Source organism: Bosea vaviloviae (assembly GCF_001741865.1).
Classification (GTDB): domain Bacteria; phylum Pseudomonadota; class Alphaproteobacteria; order Rhizobiales; family Beijerinckiaceae; genus Allobosea; species Allobosea vaviloviae.
The window spans coordinates 3385909-3403972 of sequence record NZ_CP017147.1 but is presented as its reverse complement, the minus strand read 5'-3'; the positions used below and the strand labels follow the sequence as shown (position 1 = coordinate 3403972).

Here is an 18064-nt window from a genome sequence, read left to right as displayed (position 1 = left end):
GCCGGGACATGCAAGCCCGGCATGGTCACGCCGCCAGCGGCTTGAACACCAGATAGGCCGCCACGAGCGCGCCGACGATGCCGAGCGAGAACAGCACCAATTTCAATCGCGTGGTCCCGCTGGCGAAGGCGACATCGCCGGCCTCGACCTTGGGATATTTGTCGAGCAGGCGCGCAATGCCGAAATTCTCGGCGACGTCGCAGAGCCCGCCGAGCAACCAGCCGCCGCCGCACAGCGCCGCGCCCCACCAGGGCTGCCCGCGCATGCACAGCCCGGCGATGATGACCGCGCCGACGATCGCATAGACGAAGGCGACGGCGACATCGGCGGGCAGCACGCGATGGCGGTATTTCGCGCGGCGCTCATCGCCATAGGCGGCGAAGAGCTTCTCGACATCGGTCACGGTGAAGCCGTTCCAGTCGCTCTCGAGCAGGCGCGCCACGCCCTGCCGGCTCGCCCAGACGCCAACCAGCCAGTACAGCAGCATCACCAGCGCCGGGCCCCAGACGAAAAAGGCCAGCGGGATGGTGGTCGGGTAGAGCGGCACGGATTCGATCATGGCAGGCAGGACTCTCGCGGCAAGCGGGTTGCGAACAAAGCCTAGAACATCAAGCCGAAGCCTGGAAACCGGTTTTCGGACAGGGCCTCTATTTCATGTGGTATTAAAGGTGCTTCGCGAGCCGAGAGGCAGCCGACGGCGGTCGAGATCGTCGATTATCATTGAGGAGCTAGCGATGCCACGCATCCGCACCCATCCCGGCGAGATCCTGCGTGAGGACTATCTCGCCCCGCTCGGCATGAGCGCAAGGCAATTGGCGAAGGCGCTCGGCGTTCCCGGCAACCGCGTCAGCGAGTTGCTGCGCGAGCGCCGGGACGTCTCGGCCGATACCGCGATCCGGCTGGGGCGCTATTTCCAGACCGATCCGCGCTTCTGGCTCAATCTTCAGGCAGCGCACGACCTCTCCAAGGCCGAGACGCAGCAGGACTATTCAGCCGTCCAGCTGCACGCCGCCTGAAACGCCTCTCCTTGGGCCACCGGGCTTGGCGCAGCCCATCACTCGGCGTGAGGCAGGATCTCCTGTTCGATCGCCCCGAAGATCGAATGGCCGGCGGCGGTCTTCATCTCGATGCGGATGCTGTCGCCGAAGCGCAGGAACGGCGTCGTCGGCGCGCCGCGCGCAATCGTCTCGACCATGCGCTGCTCGGCGATGCAGGCATAGCCGAGTCCACCCTCCGCCAAAGGCTTGCCCGGACCGCCCTCTGTGCCGCGGTTCGAGACCGTGCCCGAGCCGATGATCGTGCCGGCGGCCAACGGGCGGGTGCGCGCCGCATGGGCGATCAGCGTGCCGAAATCGAAGGTCATGTCGATGCCGGCTTCCGGTCTGCCGAAGGGCTTGCCGTTGAGCTGCGTCAGCAGCGGCAGATGCAGCTTGCCGCCGGCCCAGCTCGCACCCAGTTCACCCGGCGTCACGGCGACCGGGGAAAAGGCGGTCGGCGGCTTTGACTGAACGAATCCAAAGCCTTTCGCCAATTCGTTCGCAACCTGATTCCGCAGGCTCACATCGTTTGCAAGCATGATCAGGCGGATATGATTGAGGGCCTGGGCGGACGAGACGCCCATCGGCACGTCACCGGTGACGACCGCGATCTCGGCCTCGAAATCGATGCCGTCGACCTCGCTGCGGGCGCGGATCGCCTGGCGCGGCCCGAGATTGGAATCGCTGCCGCCCTGATACATCAAGGGGTCGGTCCAGAAGCTTTCCGGCATCTCGGCGCCCCGCGCCTTCCGGACCAGTTCGACATGGTTCACATAGGCCGAGGCGTCGAGCCACTGATAGGCGCGCGGCAGCGGGGCCGCGCAATCATGCTCGTGGAAGCGGAAGGACGGGACCGAACCATGTTCCAGCGTCTCCGCCAGATCGGCGAGGCGCGGAGCGTAGCGATCCCAATCGTCGAGCGCCGCCTGCAGGGTCGGCACGACGGGGAAGGCATCGGTGGCCCGGGTGAGGTCTTTCGAGACCACGACGAGTCGGCCATCCCGGCCGTGCATAAGTGACGCGAGTTTCATGTCTTTCCATTCCTCCCCGGACGCGCCAGAAAGAGCGCAACACGCTTTTTGGGAGGTGACCATATGAAACGTCGCGACTTTTTGAAAACAGGGGCTCTCGCCGCCGCTGCGACCCCGGTCGCGATGCCTGCGATCGCGCAGTCGGCCCCCGAGGTGAAATGGCGGTTGACGTCGAGTTTTCCGAAGTCGCTCGATACGATTTACGGCACCGCCCAGCAGTTCTCGAAATTCGTCAGCGACGCCACGGACGGCAAGTTCGAGATCCAGGTTTTTGCGCCTGGCGAGATCGTGCCCGGCCTGCAGGCGCTCGACGCCGTCTCCTCCGGCACGGTCGAATGCGCGCATTCGCCGACCTATTTCTACATCGGCAAGGATCCGACGCTGGGGCTCGGCACCGGCATCCCCTTCGGGCTGAACGCGCGCCAGCAGCATAGCTGGTGGTATTTCGGCGGCGGCGAGCAGATCGTGAACGGCGTGCTCGACCGCTTCAACGCCTATTCGATCCCCTGTGGCAATTCCGGCTGCCAGATGGGCGGTTTCTTCCGCAAGGAGCTGACCGGGCTCGACGACCTCAAGGGCCTGAAGTTCCGCATCGGCGGCATGGGCGGCGCGGTCTTGGCCAAGCTCGGCGTGGTTCCGACCCAGATCGCGCCCGGCGACGTCTATCCGGCGCTGGAGCGCGGCACCATCGATGCGGCCGAGTTCGTCGGCCCCTATGACGATGAGAAGCTCGGCTTCATCCGGGTCGCGAAATATTACTACTATCCCGGCTGGTGGGAGGGCGGCGCGATGCTGCACCTGATCATCGGCAAGGAGGCCTGGGCCAAGCTGCCCAAGCATTATCAGGCGATCGTCCAGAACGCCTGCGAGGCGGCCAATAACTGGATGCTGGCGAAATACGACTTCGTGAACCCCGGCGGCCTGCGCCGCCTGGTGGCGCAAGGCGCGCAGTTGAAGGCGTTCCCGATGCCGGTGATGGAGGCCGCTCTCAAGGCCGCCGAGGAATACTACGCCGAGACCTCGGCCAAGAGCCCGGACTTCAAGAAGGGCTACGATTCCATGGTCGCCTTCCGTGGCGAGAACCTGCTCTGGTGGCAAGTGGCGGAGTTGTCCTACGACTCGTTCATGAACCGGCTGAGGGCGCGCTGAGGCGTCGAGTCACATCAGCTTGGGGTCACATCAGCTTGACCCGGCGTGGCTCGCGAAGCGCCATCATCTCGCCGAGGCGGGCGCGCAGGGTCTTCGGCTGCTCATCGAGCAGCCGGTGCGCCAGCCGCGCCGCCTTCCCGCGCCGCTTGACGATGCGCCGGGCGATTCTGTGCTCGGCCTTCTTGTGCCCAGCCTTTGCCCTGCGCCCGGCCGGCATCAACGTGTTCAGGTATCTGTGGGCGAGATCGAGATCGACGACGGCGCCGAGATGCGAACGCAGGCGCTCCGCCAATTCGCCCCGCAGCGCGGGCCCCGCCACCTTGGCGGGGCGAAAGAACTGGAGCTGATAGGCGAGATCGACGATCGCCGTCCGCGACGCATGCAGGCGCTTCAAACTCATCCGGAGTGGATCGCGATGCAGGCGCCGACGCGTCTTGCGGCAGGAGCGTTCGAAGCCCTTCAGCAGAAAGGCGCCGCCCTCCCCCGCCACCGACCAGCGCGCCATCTCGACGGAGAGCCGGCCCAGCTTGATGCGAGCGGCCTCCAGTCGCGGTCGCAGATCGGACGGAGCCGGCGACCCGGCCTCGCCCTCCGGTTTCGGCAGACGCTCGAAGAGGCTCTTCCCCAGCGCGTCCTCAAGGGTCCTGGCCAGGACGACGGCATCGCGTGCGGCGCCGAAATCCCGGCGCAGCGCCCTGATCTCGGCGCGCACCGCCCTGGCCTCCTCGGCCAGCGAGTCCGGCGCGAGCTTCAGCAGGGAGCGCCATGCCTTCATCAGGCGGCGGAAAGCGTGGACCTGCTTCTCGGGTTCGGCCCGTGCGTCGTTGATCAGGCGAAGGGCACGCTTGGGCATGTCGCGGCAGCTGCGCAACCAATGGCGAGCCCAGCGCTGCATCATGGCGCCGCCCTCGGCGGAGCGTTCCGGCTCGCGACGCGCGGCCAGTCCGCTGCCGGAACGAGCCCGCCTGGCCGGCGCCTTCGCTCGGACCGCCACAACGCCCTCCTTATGCCCCTTGCCGGAGAGACAACCCCAAACGCCGGGAAGCTGCAAGCCCAGCCGCGACCCGGCCGCTGCTCCATCGTCATTGCGAGCGCAGCGAAGTAATCCAGGAGGGCTCGCTCTATGTCCTGTGGATTGCTTCACTGCGCTCGCAATGACGGCAAGATCGTCAGGCAACTGGTCCAACAGCCTACACCTCATCCCTGCTCGTCAGGATGAGGGCTCAAAAATCCAAAGGCGATGCCGCTGCCGCCTGCCCGGGGCCTAGGCTCCGGGACCATGAGCCCGCATCATACCGTGCAAACTGAAGCCGCCGGACGTAAAAATCGATGTCGACGAAAAATCCTCCATCCGCCGCTGATCCCCTGCTCCGCCTGGAGCAATTCCTGCCCTATCGGCTCAACGTCGTCGGCCTGCTCGGCAGCCGGGCGCTCGGGCGGATCATCGGCGCGCATTTCGGCATCGACATCCCGCAATGGCGGGTCATCGCGCAGCTCGGTGAGTTCGGCAAGCTGACCTCGCGCGACATCGGCGAGCTCGCCGAGATGCACAAGACCAAGGTCTCACGCGCCGTCGGCGAACTGGAGAAGCGCGGCCTGGTCTCGCGCGCCGAGAACCGCCAGGACCGGCGCGAATCCTTCGTGGCGCTAACCGCGGCAGGCGTACGAATCTACGGTCAGATCGTGCCGCTGGCGCTCGCCTTGCAGGCGCGCTGGACGGAAGGCATCGCTCCCGAAGAATTGAAGGTGTTCGAGCGCGTGCTCTCGACCCTGACCGAACGCGGCCGCCATCTCGCCGGCGGCTATCGCGGCGACGAGGCCTGACGGCAAGGACGAAAACGGACGGCAGGGAGCGACCGGCAGCGGGAGGTTTCGGGATGCGTCTCGTATCGCGTTGGCAGAATTCGGCCGGGGAGCGTGTCCGCATCGCGCTCGGCCTCAAAGGCCTGGACTACAGCTATGTCCCGGTGAACTCCCTCGCGCCGGGCGAATATCTACGCCTGAACCCGCAAGGATTGCTGCCGGCCCTGGATGTCGACGGTCAGATCATCGCCCAATCCTCGGCGATCCTCGACTACATCGAGAGCATGTTTCCCGCTCCCCGCCTCCTGCCGTCCCAGCCCGTCACCCGCGCGCAAGCCCGCGCCTTCGGCGCGCTCATCGCCTCCGAAATGCACCCGCTCACCGTTCAGCGCGTCCGCCGCGTCCTGCAAGCCGAGATGAATGCCGACGAGGCCGGCGTCACCCGCTGGGTGCAACATTGGCTGGCGCTGGGTTTCGGAGCGCTTGAAACGACGCTGGCGCAACGGACGCGGCAATGGCCGTTCTGCTTCGGCGAGAGGCCGGGTTGGGCCGAGCTTCACCTCATTCCGCAGCTCGGCGCCGCTCGCCGCCTGCATTGCGACCTCTCCGCCTACCCGTTGCTGCTGCAGGTGGAGCAGCTTTGCACGCCCATCGACGCCTTCCGCCTGGCGCGCCCCGAGGCGCAGCCCGATTTTCCCGCCGAGGAGCATCCCTGATCCGCGTGCCCGATCGGACGCTGCGCACGGCTGAATGCCCAAAATCACAGCCGATTGCCGCTCGCAGGCAAATATGGCATGCGAGTGCGAGCTACGGCTCCCAGCGAATCCGCGCCAGGTCGCCGCAGGCGCCGTCCTTAGTTCCGTCGCGTTTGGCAGGTGTTCTCGCGCGTGAGCAATCGGCGCGGCAAGCGCCTGGACCAGCAAAACAGGTGATGTGGCCCGACCCGCGATGACAGTTCCGTTTTTCCGACGCTTCGGCGCCGTGCTGGTGGCGCTGGCGAGCCTGGGTGGCGCGGCTTTCGCGCAATCGCCGGCATGCAATGCCTGGCGCTCCGAGCTCGCCAGCCTGCAGGGTCAGCGTGGCGGCGATCCGCGCTCCGCCCAGGCCGCCCAGCGCGCCGGCGCGCAGCTTGCGCAGGTGACCAGCCAATACCGCAGCATGGGCTGCGACCGCAGCTTCTCCTTCTTCGGCGAGGGACCGCCGCCGCAATGTGGCCTGCTGCGCTCGCAGATCGGCCAGTTGCAGGCGCAATATGGCGCGGCTCAGCGCCAGGCCGAGGGCGGCGGTAGCGAGCAGCGCCGGGCCCAGCTCGCTGCGGCGATCGACAATAACTGCCGGCCGCAGCAGCGCGGCTTCTTCGAGACCATCTTCGGGCTCGAACCGCGCCGGGGCGAGATCGATACGACCTTGCCCGAGCTCCAGCCCGAGCAGCCGCTGGAGCCGGAGAAGCCGCGCATGGGCGGCGCCTACACCGTCTGCGTGCGCAGCTGCGACGGCTTCTTCTTCCCGCTCGCCAATAATGCCGGCGGCGGCGGCGACGAGATGTGCCAGGCGCTGTGCCCGGGCACGGAAACCACCGCCTTCGGCATGACGAGCGGCGGCGATATCCAGAACGCAGTCTCCCGCAGCACCGGCCAGCCCTATACCTCGCTGGCGAACGCCGGAAAATACCAGCGCAGTTTTGACGCCGCCTGCACCTGCCGCGGCCAGGGCCAGAGCTGGGCGCAAGCGCTGAAGGACGCCGAATACCTGCTCGACAAGCGCAAAGGCGACGTCATCGTCACCGAGCAGCGCGCCGCCGAATTGTCGCGGCCCAAGGCCGATCCCAAGGCAGATCCCAAGGTCGATCCCAAGCGCCGGGGTGCCACACCCGCGACCGTGCAGCCCGCCGCCGTTCCCGATGTCGCCGACGAGAAGCCCATGCCCTCCGAGAACTCGCCGACGGCGGGCACGGAATCGGCCGGCGTCGGTCCCGATACGGTCGGCGAAAAGGTCCTCCCCAAGGGCGACGGGGTGAAGAGCGAGACGAAGAGCGTCACCGGCGAGAAGCGCACGGTGCGGATCGTCGCGCCGAATCTTGCGCCCAATCTCGGCCCCTCGGCGACGCGGCAATAGAGCATTGCTCACGCGAAAAGCTGAGTACTGGTTTTTCGCGTGGGCAATGCTCTCAGTTTTTAGAATCGATCACGTCGCTCTCGGACGATTCCGTCAGGGCTCCATGCACAGAAACCATGACGCTACGCCGCCAGCCGGGTAGCCCGGCACTGGACGCATGGCCAGCCGGCGCGCATTAAAGGGCCATCCCTCATAACGGGGACGCCGCCTGGCCGTAGAATGACGCATCCGTCCCTCCGACGATGCGAGGCTGCCTCCGTCCCCAAAAAGGCTCAGAGGCCCGCCATGTCAGACGACGCCATTCCCGCCCATCCCCATCCGATCGAATTCAACGACGCCAAACGCCGCCTGAAGGCGATCTTCATGGGCTCGGTCGGCAACCTGGTCGAATGGTACGACTTTTACGCCTATACGGCCTTTGCGCTGTATTTTGCGCCGCATTTCTTCCCATCCAGCGACCCGGTCGTGCAGCAGCTCAACGCCGCGACCCTGTTTGCCGCCGGCTTCATCGTGCGCCCGATCGGCGGCTGGCTGTTCGGCCATCTCGCCGACCGCTATGGCCGCCGGCTCTCGCTGACCGTCTCGGTCGTGCTGATGTGCTTCGGCTCGTTGATCATCGCGGTGACGCCGACCTATGCCTCGATCGGCTTCGCCGCGCCCGCTTTGCTCGCCTTCGCCCGCATCGTCGAGGGCCTGAGCCTGGGCGGTGAATACGGCGCCAGCGCGACCTATCTCACCGAGGTCGCCGACCCCGAGCATCGCGGTTTCTATTCGAGCTTCCAATACGTCACGCTGATCGGCGGGCAGCTCACCGCCATCCTGGTGCTGTTGCTGCTCCAGAACGTCTTCCTGACGCATGAGCAGCTGGTCGAATGGGGCTGGCGCATCCCCTTCGTCATCGGCGCGGCGCTCGCCATCATCGCCATGTTCATGCGCCGCCACATGCACGAGACCGAGAGCTTCGAGGCGCTGAAGGGCAAGAAGCGCGAAAGCTCGATCCGCGGGCTGCTGCGCTATCCGCGCGAGGTCGCGATCGTGGTCGGCCTCACCGCCGGCGGCACCGCCGCCTTCTACACCTTCACCACCTATATGCAGACCTTCGTGAAGCAGACGGTGGGCCTCGACGACCTGACCACGACCTATGTCATCGCCGGCTCGCTGATCTTCGCCGCCGCCCTGCAGCCGATCTATGGCGCGATCTCGGACCGGATCGGCCGCAAGCCGATGCTGATCTTCTTCGGCGTCGCCGGCACGCTGCTGACGGTGCCGATCCTGACCGCGCTCGCCGGGACGAAGTCGCCCTGGATCGCCTTCCTGCTGATCTCCGGCGCCTGGGTCTTCGTCGCCGGCTACACCTCGATCAACGCCGTGGTGAAGGCCGAGTTGTTCCCGACCTCGATCCGCGCGACAGGCGTCGCTGTGCCTTATGCGCTGACAGTCTCGATCTTCGGCGGTACGGCTCCGGCGATCGCGCTCTGGTTCAAGACGCTCGGCCACGAGCAGTGGTTCTACTACTATCTCGCCGGTGTGATCTTCCTGTCGCTGCTGGTCTACACGACGATGCGCGACACCAAGCACGATTCGGCGATGCACCGGCACGATTGAGGCACCGCCTCCCGCAAACGTCATTGCGAGCGAAGCGAAGCAATCCAGGAGCGGCAGAACTCTACGCTCCCTGGATTGCTTCGTCGCTTCGCTTCTCGCAATGACGGCTTGGCTCAGGCCGTCTCGCCAGCGAGGCGCTTCAGCGCCTTTTCCCGCCCGATCAGCGGCAACAGGGCTGCCAGCTCCGGGCCGTGCTCCAGCCCGGTCAAGGCCAGGCGCAGCGGCATGAACAGGGCCTTGCCCTTGGCGCCGGTCGCGGCCGCGACGGCCTGCGTCCAGCTCTTCCAGCTCGTCGCGTCGAAAGGCTCGGCCGGCAGCACGGAAGCCGCCGCTGCGGCAAAGGCGGGGTCGGTGACGACCGGGTGCAGCGGCCCTTCGACGACCTGCCACCAGGCCTTCACATCATCGAGCTTGCCGAGATTGCCACGGACCGCGAGCCAGAAAGGCTCGGTCGCGGGCACGCCCAGTACCGCCAGCCTCTCAGCCACGGCGTCATAAGGCAGCTGGTGGAGCGTGCGGGCGCTCAGCGCCTCCAGCTCATGCTCGTCGAACTTGGCCGGGGCGCGCGAGACATGGGCGAGCTCGACCAGGCCAGCGAGCTCATCCAGGCTGGCGACCGGCCTGACCGCATCCGAGGAGCCGACGAGCACGGCGAGCGCCGCAACGGCCAAGGCCTCGACGCCGCTTTCGCGCAGGCCGCGCAGCGAGAGATGGCCGAGCCGCTTCGACAGCCCCTCCCCGCTCGCCGTCGTCAGCAGATTGTGGTGGCCGAAGAACGGCAGGGCTGCGCCCAGCGCCTCGAAGATCTGGATCTGCACCGCCGTGTTGGTGACGTGGTCCTCGCCGCGGATGACATGGGTCACGCCGGTCTCGGCATCGTCGACGACGGAAGGCAGATGATAGAGATAGCTGCCATCCTCGCGGATCAGCACCTGGTCCGACAGCGAGGCGCAATCGACATGGGCCTCGCCCCGGATGAGATCGTTCCAGGCGACGACGCGCGGCTCCAGCAGGAAGCGCCAATGCGGCTTGCGGCCCTCGGCCTCGAGCTGCGCCCTGTCTTCGGCCGTCAATTTCAGCGCGGCGCGGTCATAGACCGGCGGCAGGCCACGCGCGAGCTGGCGCTTGCGGCGGCGGTCGAGCTCGTCGGCTGTCTCGTAGCAGGGGTAGAGCCGGCCGGCCTCGCGCAGGCGGGCAGCTGCCGCGTCATAGATCGCCAACCGGTCCGACTGTTTGATGACGAAGTCGGGCACGACGCCGAGCCAGGCCAGGTCTTCCGCGATCGCATCAGCGAATTCCGGCTTCGAACGCGCCAGATCGGTATCGTCATAGCGCAGCAGGAAGCGCCCACTATAACGGCGCGCGAACAGCCAGTTGAACATGATCGACCGGACATTGCCGATATGCAGGAAGCCGGTCGGAGACGGTGCGGTGCGGACGAGCGGAGAGGTCATGCGCGGCTTATGGCGCGTTTGACGGGGGCGGACAATCGCCGAGTGATCGCCGCGCCCAGTGATCGTCGCGGTTGCGCGCCGATCGCCTCCGCAGCAATTCCTGTTGCGGCGCAGCAGGACTCGTGGCTAGAAGATGTCATTCGAATGGACCCGGTGAAATTCCGGGTGGCTCTTCCGGCCGCCGATCCGCCGGACAACCCAAATGTCGATCAAGCCTGATCCTGCGCATCGCGCAGGCGCTGATTGCTCGTGGGTTTCGCAATGTCAAAAATGACTGCCTATCGCCGTGAATGGTTCTCCAACATCCGGGCCGACATCCTGTCGGGCATCGTCGTCGCTCTCGCGCTGATCCCGGAAGCGATCGGCTTTTCAGTCATCGCCGGCGTCGATCCCAAGATCGGGCTCTACGCCTCCTTCGCCATCGCCTGTGTCTCCGCCTTCGTCGGCGGACGCCCCGGCATGATCTCGGCCGCTACCGCCGCCACGGCCGTGCTGATGGTCACGTTGGTGAAGGAGCACGGCCTGCAATATCTCTTCGCGGCAACGATCCTGATGGGGCTGATCCAGCTCGGCGCCGGAGCGCTCAGGCTCGGGCGGCTGATGAGTTTCGTCTCGCGCTCGGTCATCACCGGCTTCGTCAATGCGCTCGCCATCCTGATCTTCATGGCGCAGTTGCCCGAACTGATCGGCGTGCCGACGCTGACCTATGCGATGATCGCGGCCGGCCTCGCGATCATCTATCTCCTGCCTTATCTGACCAAGGCAATCCCTTCGCCGCTCGTCGCCATCGCCGTGCTGACGGCGGTCGCATGGGGCTTCGGGCTGAACCTGCGGACGGTCGGCGATCTCGGCGAACTGCCTTCGACCCTGCCCGTCTTCGCGCTGCCGCAGGTTCCGCTGACCTTTGAGACGCTGAAGATCATCTTCCCTTATTCGGTCGCGCTCGCCGCGGTCGGGCTCCTGGAATCGCTGCTGACGGCGCAGATCGTCGACGACATGACCGAGACCGGCAGCAACAAGAGCCAGGAATGCTACGGACAGGGCGCAAGCAACATCGCCTCGGCGCTGATCGGCGGCATGGGCGGCTGCGCCATGATCGGACAATCCGTGATCAATGTGACGTCGGGCGGGCGCGGCCGGCTCTCGACCTTCGTCGCCGGAGCCTTCCTGCTGTTCCTGATCGTCGTGCTCGACGACCTCGTGCGGATCATCCCGATGGCCGCGCTCGTCGCCGTGATGATCATGGTCTCGATCGGCACCTTCTCATGGCGCTCCATCCTCGATCTGCGCCTCAACCCGCTGCCATCCTCCATCGTCATGCTGGCGACAGTCACGACAGTCGTCGCCACGCATGATCTCGCCAAGGGCGTGCTCGTCGGCGTTCTGCTGTCAGGCGTGTTCTTCGCCGGCAAGGTCGCGCGGCTCGTCGCCGTCGATAAGCGCGAAAGCCCCGACGGGAAGAAGTGCGACTACACCGTCCGGGGTCAGATCTTCTTTACCTCGACCGAGAGCTTCCTTGCGGGCTTCGCCTTCGACGAGCGGCCGGAGCGCGTGACGATCGACCTGACCCATGCGCATTTCTGGGACATCTCGGCGATCGCGGCACTCGACAAGGCGGTCCTGCGGTTCCGCCGCAACGGAGCGTTGGTCACCGTGATCGGCCTCAACGAAGCCAGCGCGACCATGGTCGACCGCTTTGGTCAGCACGATAAGGGTGGCGATGCAGGGGCGTCGCCGGTGCATTGAATCGCTCACCGTCATTGCGAGAGCAGCGAAGCAATCCAGGGGAACGTCGAGCGCTGCCGCTCTGGATTGCTTCGCTGCGCTCGCAATGACGATGGAATTGGCCTTCGCTCAGAAGTCGAAGCTCTCCCCGCCCGGCTTGCCCACCCCCTTCACCAGCGTCGCATCAGGCTCGTAGGCGCCCTCGCCCGGGTCGCGAAAAACGTTGACGATCGGGTAGCGGCGGTCGCGACCGAGATTGCGGCCGGTGACCTTCACGCCCGGCGCGGCCTGGCGGCGCTTGTATTCGGCACGATGCAGCAGGCGCTCGACCGCGACGACGGTTTCACGCTCATGGCCGAGCGCGACGATGTCGGCGACGCGCATCTCGCGCTCGATCAGGCAGGCGAGGATGGCGTCGAGCACCTCATAGGGCGGCAGCGCATCCTGGTCGGTCTGGTCCTCGCGCAATTCGGCGCTGGGCGGCCGGGCGATGATGCTCTCGGGGATGACGACGCCATCAGGACCAAGCGCGCCCGCCGGCTTCCAGTGGTTGCGCAGCTGTGCGAGGCGGAAGGCTTGCGTCTTGTAGACGTCCTTGATCGGGTTGAAGCCGCCATTCATGTCGCCATAGAGCGTGGCATAGCCGCAGGACATCTCGGATTTGTTGCCGGTCGTCACCAGCATCCAGCCGAATTTGTTGGAGAGCGCCATCAGGAGCGTGCCGCGCGTCCGGCTCTGCAGGTTCTCCTCCGTGACGTCACGCTGCGTGCCCGCGAAGAGCCCGGCCAGCGCCGCCTCGAAGCCCGCGACCGGCGCCGCGATCGGCAGCGTCTCATAGCGGACACTGAGCGCCCTGGCGCAGGCCTGCGCATCATCCAGGCTCTGCTGGGCGGTGAAGCGGGAGGGCATCATCACGCAAGTGACGCGCCTGGGCCCGAGCGCATCGACGGCGATCGCCGCGCAAAGCGCGGAGTCGAGGCCACCGGAGAGGCCGAGCACGACGCCGGTGAACCCGGTCTTGCCGGCATAGTCGCGCAGGCCCAGCACGCAAGCCCCGTAATCCGCCTCGTCGCCGCTCTCGATCGCCGCGATCTCGCCCGGCTGGGCGCGCCATTGCCCGGCCTCGCGCGCCCACTCGGTGACGACGAGCGCCTCGCGGAAGGCCGGCAGTTGATGCGCCAGCGTCCTGTCGGCAGCGAGCACGAAGGAGGCGCCGTCGAAGACGAGCTCGTCCTGGCCGCCGAGCTGGTTGAGATAGACCAGCGGCAGGCCGGATTCGACCACGCGCGCGACCGCGATATTCATGCGTTCATCGCCGACATCGCGGCGATAGGGCGAGCCATTGGGCGCGAGCAGGATCTCGGCCCCGGTCTCGGCCAGGCACTCGACCACCTCCTCGCTCCAGATGTCCTCGCAGATCGGCAGGCCCAGCCGAACCTTGTCGCGGAACACCACCGGGCCGGGCAGCGGACCGGGCGAAAACACGCGGGAATCGTCGAAGACGCCATAATCGGGCAGCGCCACCTTGAAGCGCACCGACTGGATCAGGCCGCCATCGAGCAGCGCATAGGCGTTGTAGAGCTTGCCGCCCTCAGCCCAGGGCAGGCCCAGGAGCACGGCCGGGCCACCATCCCCAGTCTCGCGCGCGAGTGCCTCGCAGGCCTTGCGGCAGGCATCCTGGAAGGCCGGCTTCAGAACCAGGTCCTCCGGCGGATAACCGCAGAGAAAGAGCTCCGGCAGCATCAAGAGCTCGGCGCCGGCATCGCCTGCGGCGCGGCGGGCGGCGCGGACCTTGTCGGCATTGCCGCAGATGTCGCCGATGGTCGGGTTGAGTTGCGCAAGCGCAAGACGAAGAGAGGTCGCAGTCATGACTTTGCCTGTAGCGCGGCGCCCCAAAGCCAGCAATGCGTGTGGCCCGGGCTTAACTGCCCGTTAGGGTTAATCGGGCATGAATGGCGGCGTGTCGGACAGTGACGATGACCGGCCGGTTTGGAGAAACCTCATGCGCATCCGCTCCCTCATTCTCACCGGCGTAGCAGTTGCCGGCCTCGTTCTGGTCGTGGACCGGGCCGCCTTGGGCGCGGATTACCCGGTCCTGCGCGGCTCGCAGCAGACCGAGGACGCGCCGCCGCGCGATTTCGAATCCGGCACCTTCAACTGGACCGGATTCTATGTCGGCGGCTTTGCCGGTCAGACCCAGACACGCTTCAGGACCGATCGCGGCGTGATGGACCTCGCGAATGGCTTGTTCAACGCCACTACAGCGCTGAACGAAATGTCGCCGGGCGAATTGGTCCGGACTTCGCCGCGTGATGACAGGGGCATCACCTTTGGCGGTTTTGCCGGTTACAACATGGCTTTCGGTGAGGCCGTCATCGGCTTCGAAGCCGAATATTCGCGGATCGATCAAAACACCACCGCTTCGACTCTCGAAGGCCGCCTGCTCTCAAGCGGCCCCGCAATCGTTGCTTCGATTCAGGAAGCCAGGCTGAACGACTATGTCAACGCTCGCCTCCGGCTGGGTTACGCCTATGGCCGATTGATGCCGTATTTCACGATTGGCGCTGCTGCCGGCCGGTTCGACACCAATGTCGCCGTGGCTGCCGACTGGCGCCCATCGACCACCAGCACGACCAGCTATTTCGGCTATCCACGCATCGCTGGTGGTCCGAAAAAAGACGTCTGGGGCTACGGCATGAGCGTCGGCGGTGGCGTCGAGGCCGCCCTGGCCGACAACATCGTCGTTCGCGGCGAATATCTCTTCACGCGCTTCAACAATGTCGAGGGCGTCACAGTGAACGTGAACACTGCCCGCGTCGCGGCCGCTCTCAAATTCTGAGAACCGCAGCCAGCTTGCAGCAGCGTCTCGCCGAGAGTATATATCTCTGCATATACTCTCGGGAGATGCCATATGTCGGACATCCGCACCGCGAAACTGTTTCAGAACGGCGCCAGCCAGGCCGTCCGGCTGCCTGCGGAATTCCGCTTCTCCGGCACGCAGGTCTATGTCAGCCGCGACGAGCGAACCGGCGACGTGATCCTCTCCAGCCGCCCCGCTGCACGTGACTGGGCCGAGTTCTGCGAGCTCACCGGCGAAATCAAGGGCACGGACGCCTTCATGGCCGAGCGACCGCTGAATACCGCCCCCAAACATCGCAAGATCTTCGAGGATGAGGCGTGAGCCTGCTGCATATGCTCGACACGGATATGTCGAGCTACATCATCAAGGGCCGCTTGCCGAACGCGGCTGCCATCCTCTCGGCGATCCCATCCTCGAAACTCTGCATCTCGGCGGTGACGAGGGCCGAATTGCTTTACGGGCTGAAACGCCTGCCCTTGGACCATCGCCTGCACCTGGTCGTGCGGCGTTTCCTGGACATGGTCCCTTCTCTGCCTTGGGATGCCGCGGCTGCCGACCATTATTCCGAGATACGCCACCAGCTCGCCAGCACCGGTCAGCCGATCGGCGAACTCGACATGATGGTCGCGGCCCATGCGATCGCGGCCGGCGCTGTGCTGGTGACCAACAACACCCGGCACTTCTCGCGGATCACCGCACCGCTCGTCATGGCGAACTGGATGGATGCGCCGCAGCCCGGCTGACACCGGGCTGCGGTTGTCGTCTTTACTCGGCCGCCTCGACCTCCGGGCGCACCCGGCCCGAGCGCTCGCGCTTGACCAGCTCGGCAACGAGGAAGGCGAGTTCCAGCGCCTGCTCGGCGTTGAGGCGCGGGTCGCAGACCGTGTGGTAGCGGTCGTTGAGATCCGCATCGGTCATGCCGCGCGCGCCGCCGGTGCATTCGGTGACGTTCTTGCCGGTCATCTCCAGATGCAGACCGCCGGCATGGGTGCCCTCGGCCTGGTGGACGGCAAAGAAGTTCTTCACCTCGGTCATGATCAGGTCGAAGGGCCGCGTCTTGTAGCCGCTCGCCGCCTTGACCGTGTTGCCGTGCATCGGGTCGCAGGACCAGACGACATTGCGCCCTTCCCGCTTGGTGGCGCGCACCAAAGCCGGCAGGTTGTCGAAGACCTTGTCGGCGCCGAAGCGGGCGATCAGCGTCAGACGGCCCGGCTGGTTTTGCGGGTCCAGGACATCGATCAGCTTCAGCAAGCCGTCGACGGTCGTGGACGGCCCGCATTTCAGGCCGATCGGATTGCGGATGCCGCGGAAGAACTCGACATGGGCATGGTCGAGCTGGCGCGTGCGGTCGCCGATCCAGACCATGTGGCCGGAGGTGTCGTAGTACTCGCCCGTGGTCGAGTCGGTGCGCGTCATCGCCTGCTCGTAGCCGAGCAGCAGCGCCTCATGGCTGGTGTAGAAATCCGTCGTGCGCATCTCGGGATGCGTCTCGGGATCGATGCCGATGGCGCGCATGAAGTCGAGCGACTCGGTGATGCGCTCGGCCACCTCGTTGTAGCGCGACGAGGCCGGCGCATCCTTGACGAAGCCGAGCATCCAGCGATGCGCATTGTCGAGATTGGCGTAGCCGCCGGTCGCGAAGGCGCGGATCAGGTTCAGCGTCGCCGCCGACTGTCTGTAGGCCTCGAGCTGGCGGCGCGGATCGGGGATGCGCGCGTCGGGCGTGAACTCGATGTCGTTGACGATGTCGCCCTTGTAGCTCGGCAGTTCGACGCCGCCGATCGTCTCCGTTCCAGCCGAACGCGGCTTGGCGAACTGGCCGGCGATGCGCCCGACCTTCACCACCGGCGAGCCGCCAGCGAAGGTGAGCACCACCGCCATCTGCAGGAAGAGCCGGAAGAAATCGCGAATGTTGTCGGCGGAGTGCTCGGCGAAGCTCTCCGCACAATCCCCGCCCTGAAGGAGGAAGGCCTCGCCGCTTGCGACTTTCGCGAGAGCCTTCTTCAACTTGCGCGCCTCACCCGCAAAAACGAGCGGCGGAAAGCCGGCGAGCTGCTGCTCAACCGCCTTCAAGGCTGCCTGATCCGGGTATTCCGGCATCTGCTGAACGGGCTTGGCCCTCCAGCTCTCGGGCGTCCAACGCTCCGACATTTGTCTTGCTCCTGCTTGCGATCGCGCGGCGGTTAACCTCATCTCAGCGCGAAGCGGGGCCTATACACCGATCATCGCAAGCTGACCACCATGACGACGCCGCTTGGCGCGGAAAGGCCGCGCGGCCTTTGCCCGGCCGAAGGCGGAAGCGTGAATCTTCGCAACACGATGGCGCGTTCGGCTCACATCCTGAATCCGGCGGTTGAGACGCTGATTCAAGCCGCTGAGATGGCGATTCAACGACATCGACGATCGCTTCAACGGCTTCAGAGTTTGAATCATGCGGAGCTGGCAGGAAGAGATGGACGCCTGCCGCTCAGGCAGCCTCAATATCGGTGCGGCTGAAATCGTCGCCCTTAAACAGCAACCGCGCCTTGAGATGCCTGGCCGTCGCGTAGGAGAAGCAAGCGCCGAGATTGAGGATGCCGGGGCGGCCGCCGCCGAGGCCGTAACGCTCGGCCGCAGCCACGGCCCCCGCCGTGATCTCGGCGTCGGGCGCGATCGGCGTCACCATCGTCAACTCACAGAAAATCGTGACCAGTTCGAAAGCACGGTCGCGGCTCACCCGGTGGAGACGCGCAACGGCAGAGGCAGCCTCCCAGAGTGTAACGGTCGAGGCATGCCGCAATTCAGGCCCACGCGGCCAATTCTCCAGCCTCTGCGCGAGCGCCTCGCCGTCGCTCTCTCGTCCCAGGATCGCGGCCATCGCCGAGGCATCAACAACGATCACGGCCGCTCTGACTCGCCGTTCAAGTCGTCATAAAACGCGCGGTCGGCCACCAATCCCGTTTTACCGGCCTTTCTCAACTCTTCATGAATCGGAGCCAGCTTCTCCCAAAGCGTCTTTTCTGGAACGTCGCGTTCGGCTTTTTCCACCAGCGCCAGGCGGATGATCTCGGTCACACCCGTGCCGTGCCGGCGAGCCAGATCGCGCGCCAGCGTCTCGACGGCCTCGTTCTTGATGCTCAAACCCATGTCAGCATCTCCTTTCTAGAATTCGGCAGGGCCATTCTATAATCCAAAACAGCCGTTGCGTCAGCAGGTCGATGTGGCGTCGCCTGGCCTGCGCCGCCAGCCCTTCGCCATCTATTGGCGCCTGCTTTGTGGCCCGGGCGATCGATCCTGCTCTCACTC

20 protein-coding genes and 1 other annotated feature are annotated in these 18064 nt (G+C 65.8%); of the genes, 11 read left to right on the top strand and 9 right to left on the bottom strand.

What is annotated here, in order from left to right:
* Positions 1 to 25: 25 nt before the first annotated feature.
* The gene (locus BHK69_RS15705) at positions 26 to 559 is read right to left on the bottom strand and encodes a hypothetical protein (protein ID WP_069690918.1); all 534 of its coding nucleotides are present in this window, start codon (positions 557 to 559) and stop codon (positions 26 to 28) included.
* A gap of 175 nt (positions 560 to 734) precedes the next feature.
* On the opposite strand from BHK69_RS15705, the gene BHK69_RS15700 reads away from it, so the two are divergent.
* Positions 735 to 1016: a HigA family addiction module antitoxin gene (locus tag BHK69_RS15700; RefSeq protein ID WP_069690917.1), complete on the top strand. Its 282-nt coding sequence runs from the start codon at positions 735 to 737 to the stop codon at positions 1014 to 1016.
* 38 nt (positions 1017 to 1054) lie between these two features.
* Here BHK69_RS15700 and BHK69_RS15695 read toward each other — a convergent pair whose 3' ends face one another.
* Positions 1055 to 2068 (bottom strand): fumarylacetoacetate hydrolase family protein, encoded by a 1014-nt coding sequence (locus BHK69_RS15695; protein WP_069690916.1) that lies wholly within the window; start codon positions 2066 to 2068, stop codon positions 1055 to 1057.
* A gap of 63 nt (positions 2069 to 2131) precedes the next feature.
* Here BHK69_RS15695 and BHK69_RS15690 point away from each other — a divergent pair, with 63 nt between their 5' ends.
* A complete protein-coding gene (locus tag BHK69_RS15690; RefSeq protein WP_069690915.1) occupies positions 2132 to 3217 on the top strand; it encodes a TRAP transporter substrate-binding protein in 1086 nt (361 codons plus the stop codon).
* A gap of 25 nt (positions 3218 to 3242) precedes the next feature.
* Here the strand turns inward: BHK69_RS15690 and BHK69_RS15685 are convergent, their stop codons facing one another.
* A complete protein-coding gene (locus BHK69_RS15685) occupies positions 3243 to 4211 on the bottom strand; it encodes a CHAD domain-containing protein (protein WP_069690914.1) in 969 nt (322 codons plus the stop codon).
* A 335-nt stretch (positions 4212 to 4546) separates the two neighbouring features.
* Between BHK69_RS15685 and BHK69_RS15680 the strand changes: the two genes are divergently transcribed.
* From BHK69_RS15680 to BHK69_RS15665, 4 genes are all read left to right on the top strand, one after another.
* The gene (locus BHK69_RS15680; protein ID WP_069690913.1) at positions 4547 to 5041 is read left to right on the top strand and encodes a MarR family winged helix-turn-helix transcriptional regulator; all 495 of its coding nucleotides are present in this window, start codon (positions 4547 to 4549) and stop codon (positions 5039 to 5041) included.
* Positions 5042 to 5094: 53 nt separating this feature from the next.
* On the top strand, positions 5095 to 5736 hold the full coding sequence (maiA, locus tag BHK69_RS15675; RefSeq protein ID WP_069690912.1) for a maleylacetoacetate isomerase: 642 nt from the start codon (positions 5095 to 5097) through the stop codon (positions 5734 to 5736).
* Between the two features lie 232 nt (positions 5737 to 5968).
* Entirely contained in the window at positions 5969 to 7135 is a 1167-nt protein-coding gene (locus BHK69_RS15670; protein ID WP_069690911.1) for a DUF2865 domain-containing protein, read from the top strand.
* Between the two features lie 285 nt (positions 7136 to 7420).
* Positions 7421 to 8740 carry an MFS transporter gene (locus BHK69_RS15665; protein WP_069690910.1) on the top strand — a complete coding sequence of 440 codons (1320 nt, stop codon included), beginning with the start codon at positions 7421 to 7423 and terminating at the stop codon, positions 8738 to 8740.
* A 113-nt stretch (positions 8741 to 8853) separates the two neighbouring features.
* On the opposite strand, the gene gltX is transcribed toward BHK69_RS15665, so the two are convergent.
* The gene (gene gltX, locus BHK69_RS15660; RefSeq protein ID WP_069690909.1) at positions 8854 to 10194 is read right to left on the bottom strand and encodes a glutamate--tRNA ligase; all 1341 of its coding nucleotides are present in this window, start codon (positions 10192 to 10194) and stop codon (positions 8854 to 8856) included.
* 42 nt (positions 10195 to 10236) lie between these two features.
* Between gltX and BHK69_RS32060 the strand changes: the two genes are divergently transcribed.
* Both BHK69_RS32060 and BHK69_RS15655 read left to right on the top strand, forming a co-directional pair.
* Entirely contained in the window at positions 10237 to 10413 is a 177-nt protein-coding gene (locus BHK69_RS32060) for a hypothetical protein (RefSeq protein WP_158516222.1), read from the top strand.
* Positions 10338 to 10393: a sequence feature (sul1 is cis-regulatory element that is thought to sense ions involved in sulfur or methionine metabolism; They are found in Alphaproteobacteria), on the top strand. (Overlaps the previous gene by 56 nt.)
* Before the next feature lie 42 nt (positions 10414 to 10455).
* Positions 10456 to 11940 carry a SulP family inorganic anion transporter gene (locus BHK69_RS15655; protein WP_069690908.1) on the top strand — a complete coding sequence of 495 codons (1485 nt, stop codon included), beginning with the start codon at positions 10456 to 10458 and terminating at the stop codon, positions 11938 to 11940.
* Positions 11941 to 12048: 108 nt separating this feature from the next.
* On the opposite strand, the gene BHK69_RS15650 is transcribed toward BHK69_RS15655, so the two are convergent.
* Positions 12049 to 13788, bottom strand: a complete 1740-nt coding sequence (locus tag BHK69_RS15650; protein WP_069690907.1) for an NAD+ synthase — start codon at positions 13786 to 13788, stop codon at positions 12049 to 12051.
* Between the two features lie 133 nt (positions 13789 to 13921).
* Here BHK69_RS15650 and BHK69_RS15645 point away from each other — a divergent pair, with 133 nt between their 5' ends.
* The 3 genes from BHK69_RS15645 to BHK69_RS15635 all read left to right on the top strand — a co-directional run bounded on the left by BHK69_RS15645 (position 13922) and on the right by BHK69_RS15635 (position 15522).
* Positions 13922 to 14758: an outer membrane protein gene (locus BHK69_RS15645; RefSeq protein WP_069690906.1), complete on the top strand. Its 837-nt coding sequence runs from the start codon at positions 13922 to 13924 to the stop codon at positions 14756 to 14758.
* 72 nt (positions 14759 to 14830) lie between these two features.
* On the top strand, positions 14831 to 15100 hold the full coding sequence (locus tag BHK69_RS15640) for an antitoxin (RefSeq protein WP_069690905.1): 270 nt from the start codon (positions 14831 to 14833) through the stop codon (positions 15098 to 15100).
* Positions 15097 to 15522 carry a type II toxin-antitoxin system VapC family toxin gene (locus BHK69_RS15635; RefSeq protein WP_199578894.1) on the top strand — a complete coding sequence of 142 codons (426 nt, stop codon included), beginning with the start codon at positions 15097 to 15099 and terminating at the stop codon, positions 15520 to 15522. The genes BHK69_RS15640 and BHK69_RS15635 overlap by 4 nt, the downstream gene beginning before the upstream one ends.
* A 22-nt stretch (positions 15523 to 15544) precedes the next feature.
* On the opposite strand, the gene BHK69_RS15630 is transcribed toward BHK69_RS15635, so the two are convergent.
* From BHK69_RS15630 to BHK69_RS15620, 4 genes are read right to left on the bottom strand one after another with little or no spacing between them, the layout of a single operon-like run.
* Positions 15545 to 16930: a class II 3-deoxy-7-phosphoheptulonate synthase gene (locus BHK69_RS15630; RefSeq protein ID WP_069690904.1), complete on the bottom strand. Its 1386-nt coding sequence runs from the start codon at positions 16928 to 16930 to the stop codon at positions 15545 to 15547.
* Between the two features lie 60 nt (positions 16931 to 16990).
* Positions 16991 to 17212 carry a hypothetical protein gene (locus BHK69_RS32640; protein ID WP_158516221.1) on the bottom strand — a complete coding sequence of 74 codons (222 nt, stop codon included), beginning with the start codon at positions 17210 to 17212 and terminating at the stop codon, positions 16991 to 16993.
* A 34-nt stretch (positions 17213 to 17246) separates the two neighbouring features.
* Positions 17247 to 17660: a type II toxin-antitoxin system VapC family toxin gene (locus BHK69_RS15625; protein WP_083269471.1), complete on the bottom strand. Its 414-nt coding sequence runs from the start codon at positions 17658 to 17660 to the stop codon at positions 17247 to 17249.
* The gene (locus BHK69_RS15620) at positions 17657 to 17905 is read right to left on the bottom strand and encodes a type II toxin-antitoxin system VapB family antitoxin (RefSeq protein WP_069690903.1); all 249 of its coding nucleotides are present in this window, start codon (positions 17903 to 17905) and stop codon (positions 17657 to 17659) included. The genes BHK69_RS15625 and BHK69_RS15620 overlap by 4 nt, the downstream gene beginning before the upstream one ends.
* Positions 17906 to 18064 lie beyond the last annotated feature (159 nt).

Bases quoted from the DNA above. Each gene is read 5' to 3' on its own strand.
- BHK69_RS15705 (WP_069690918.1), bottom strand. From the start codon at position 559: ATGATCGAATCCGTGCCGCTCTACCCGACCACCATCCCGCTGGCCTTT.
- BHK69_RS15700 (WP_069690917.1), top strand. From the start codon at position 735: ATGCCACGCATCCGCACCCATCCCGGCGAGATCCTGCGTGAGGACTAT.
- BHK69_RS15695 (WP_069690916.1), bottom strand. From the start codon at position 2,068: ATGAAACTCGCGTCACTTATGCACGGCCGGGATGGCCGACTCGTCGTG.
- BHK69_RS15690 (WP_069690915.1), top strand. From the start codon at position 2,132: ATGAAACGTCGCGACTTTTTGAAAACAGGGGCTCTCGCCGCCGCTGCG.
- BHK69_RS15680 (WP_069690913.1), top strand. From the start codon at position 4,547: ATGTCGACGAAAAATCCTCCATCCGCCGCTGATCCCCTGCTCCGCCTG.
- maiA (WP_069690912.1), top strand. From the start codon at position 5,095: ATGCGTCTCGTATCGCGTTGGCAGAATTCGGCCGGGGAGCGTGTCCGC.
- BHK69_RS15670 (WP_069690911.1), top strand. From the start codon at position 5,969: ATGACAGTTCCGTTTTTCCGACGCTTCGGCGCCGTGCTGGTGGCGCTG.
- BHK69_RS15665 (WP_069690910.1), top strand. From the start codon at position 7,421: ATGTCAGACGACGCCATTCCCGCCCATCCCCATCCGATCGAATTCAAC.
- gltX (WP_069690909.1), bottom strand. From the start codon at position 10,194: ATGACCTCTCCGCTCGTCCGCACCGCACCGTCTCCGACCGGCTTCCTG.
- BHK69_RS15655 (WP_069690908.1), top strand. From the start codon at position 10,456: ATGTCAAAAATGACTGCCTATCGCCGTGAATGGTTCTCCAACATCCGG.
- BHK69_RS15650 (WP_069690907.1), bottom strand. From the start codon at position 13,788: ATGACTGCGACCTCTCTTCGTCTTGCGCTTGCGCAACTCAACCCGACC.
- BHK69_RS15645 (WP_069690906.1), top strand. From the start codon at position 13,922: ATGCGCATCCGCTCCCTCATTCTCACCGGCGTAGCAGTTGCCGGCCTC.
- BHK69_RS15640 (WP_069690905.1), top strand. From the start codon at position 14,831: ATGTCGGACATCCGCACCGCGAAACTGTTTCAGAACGGCGCCAGCCAG.
- BHK69_RS15630 (WP_069690904.1), bottom strand. From the start codon at position 16,930: ATGTCGGAGCGTTGGACGCCCGAGAGCTGGAGGGCCAAGCCCGTTCAG.
- BHK69_RS32640 (WP_158516221.1), bottom strand. From the start codon at position 17,212: ATGATTCAAACTCTGAAGCCGTTGAAGCGATCGTCGATGTCGTTGAAT.
- BHK69_RS15620 (WP_069690903.1), bottom strand. From the start codon at position 17,905: ATGGGTTTGAGCATCAAGAACGAGGCCGTCGAGACGCTGGCGCGCGAT.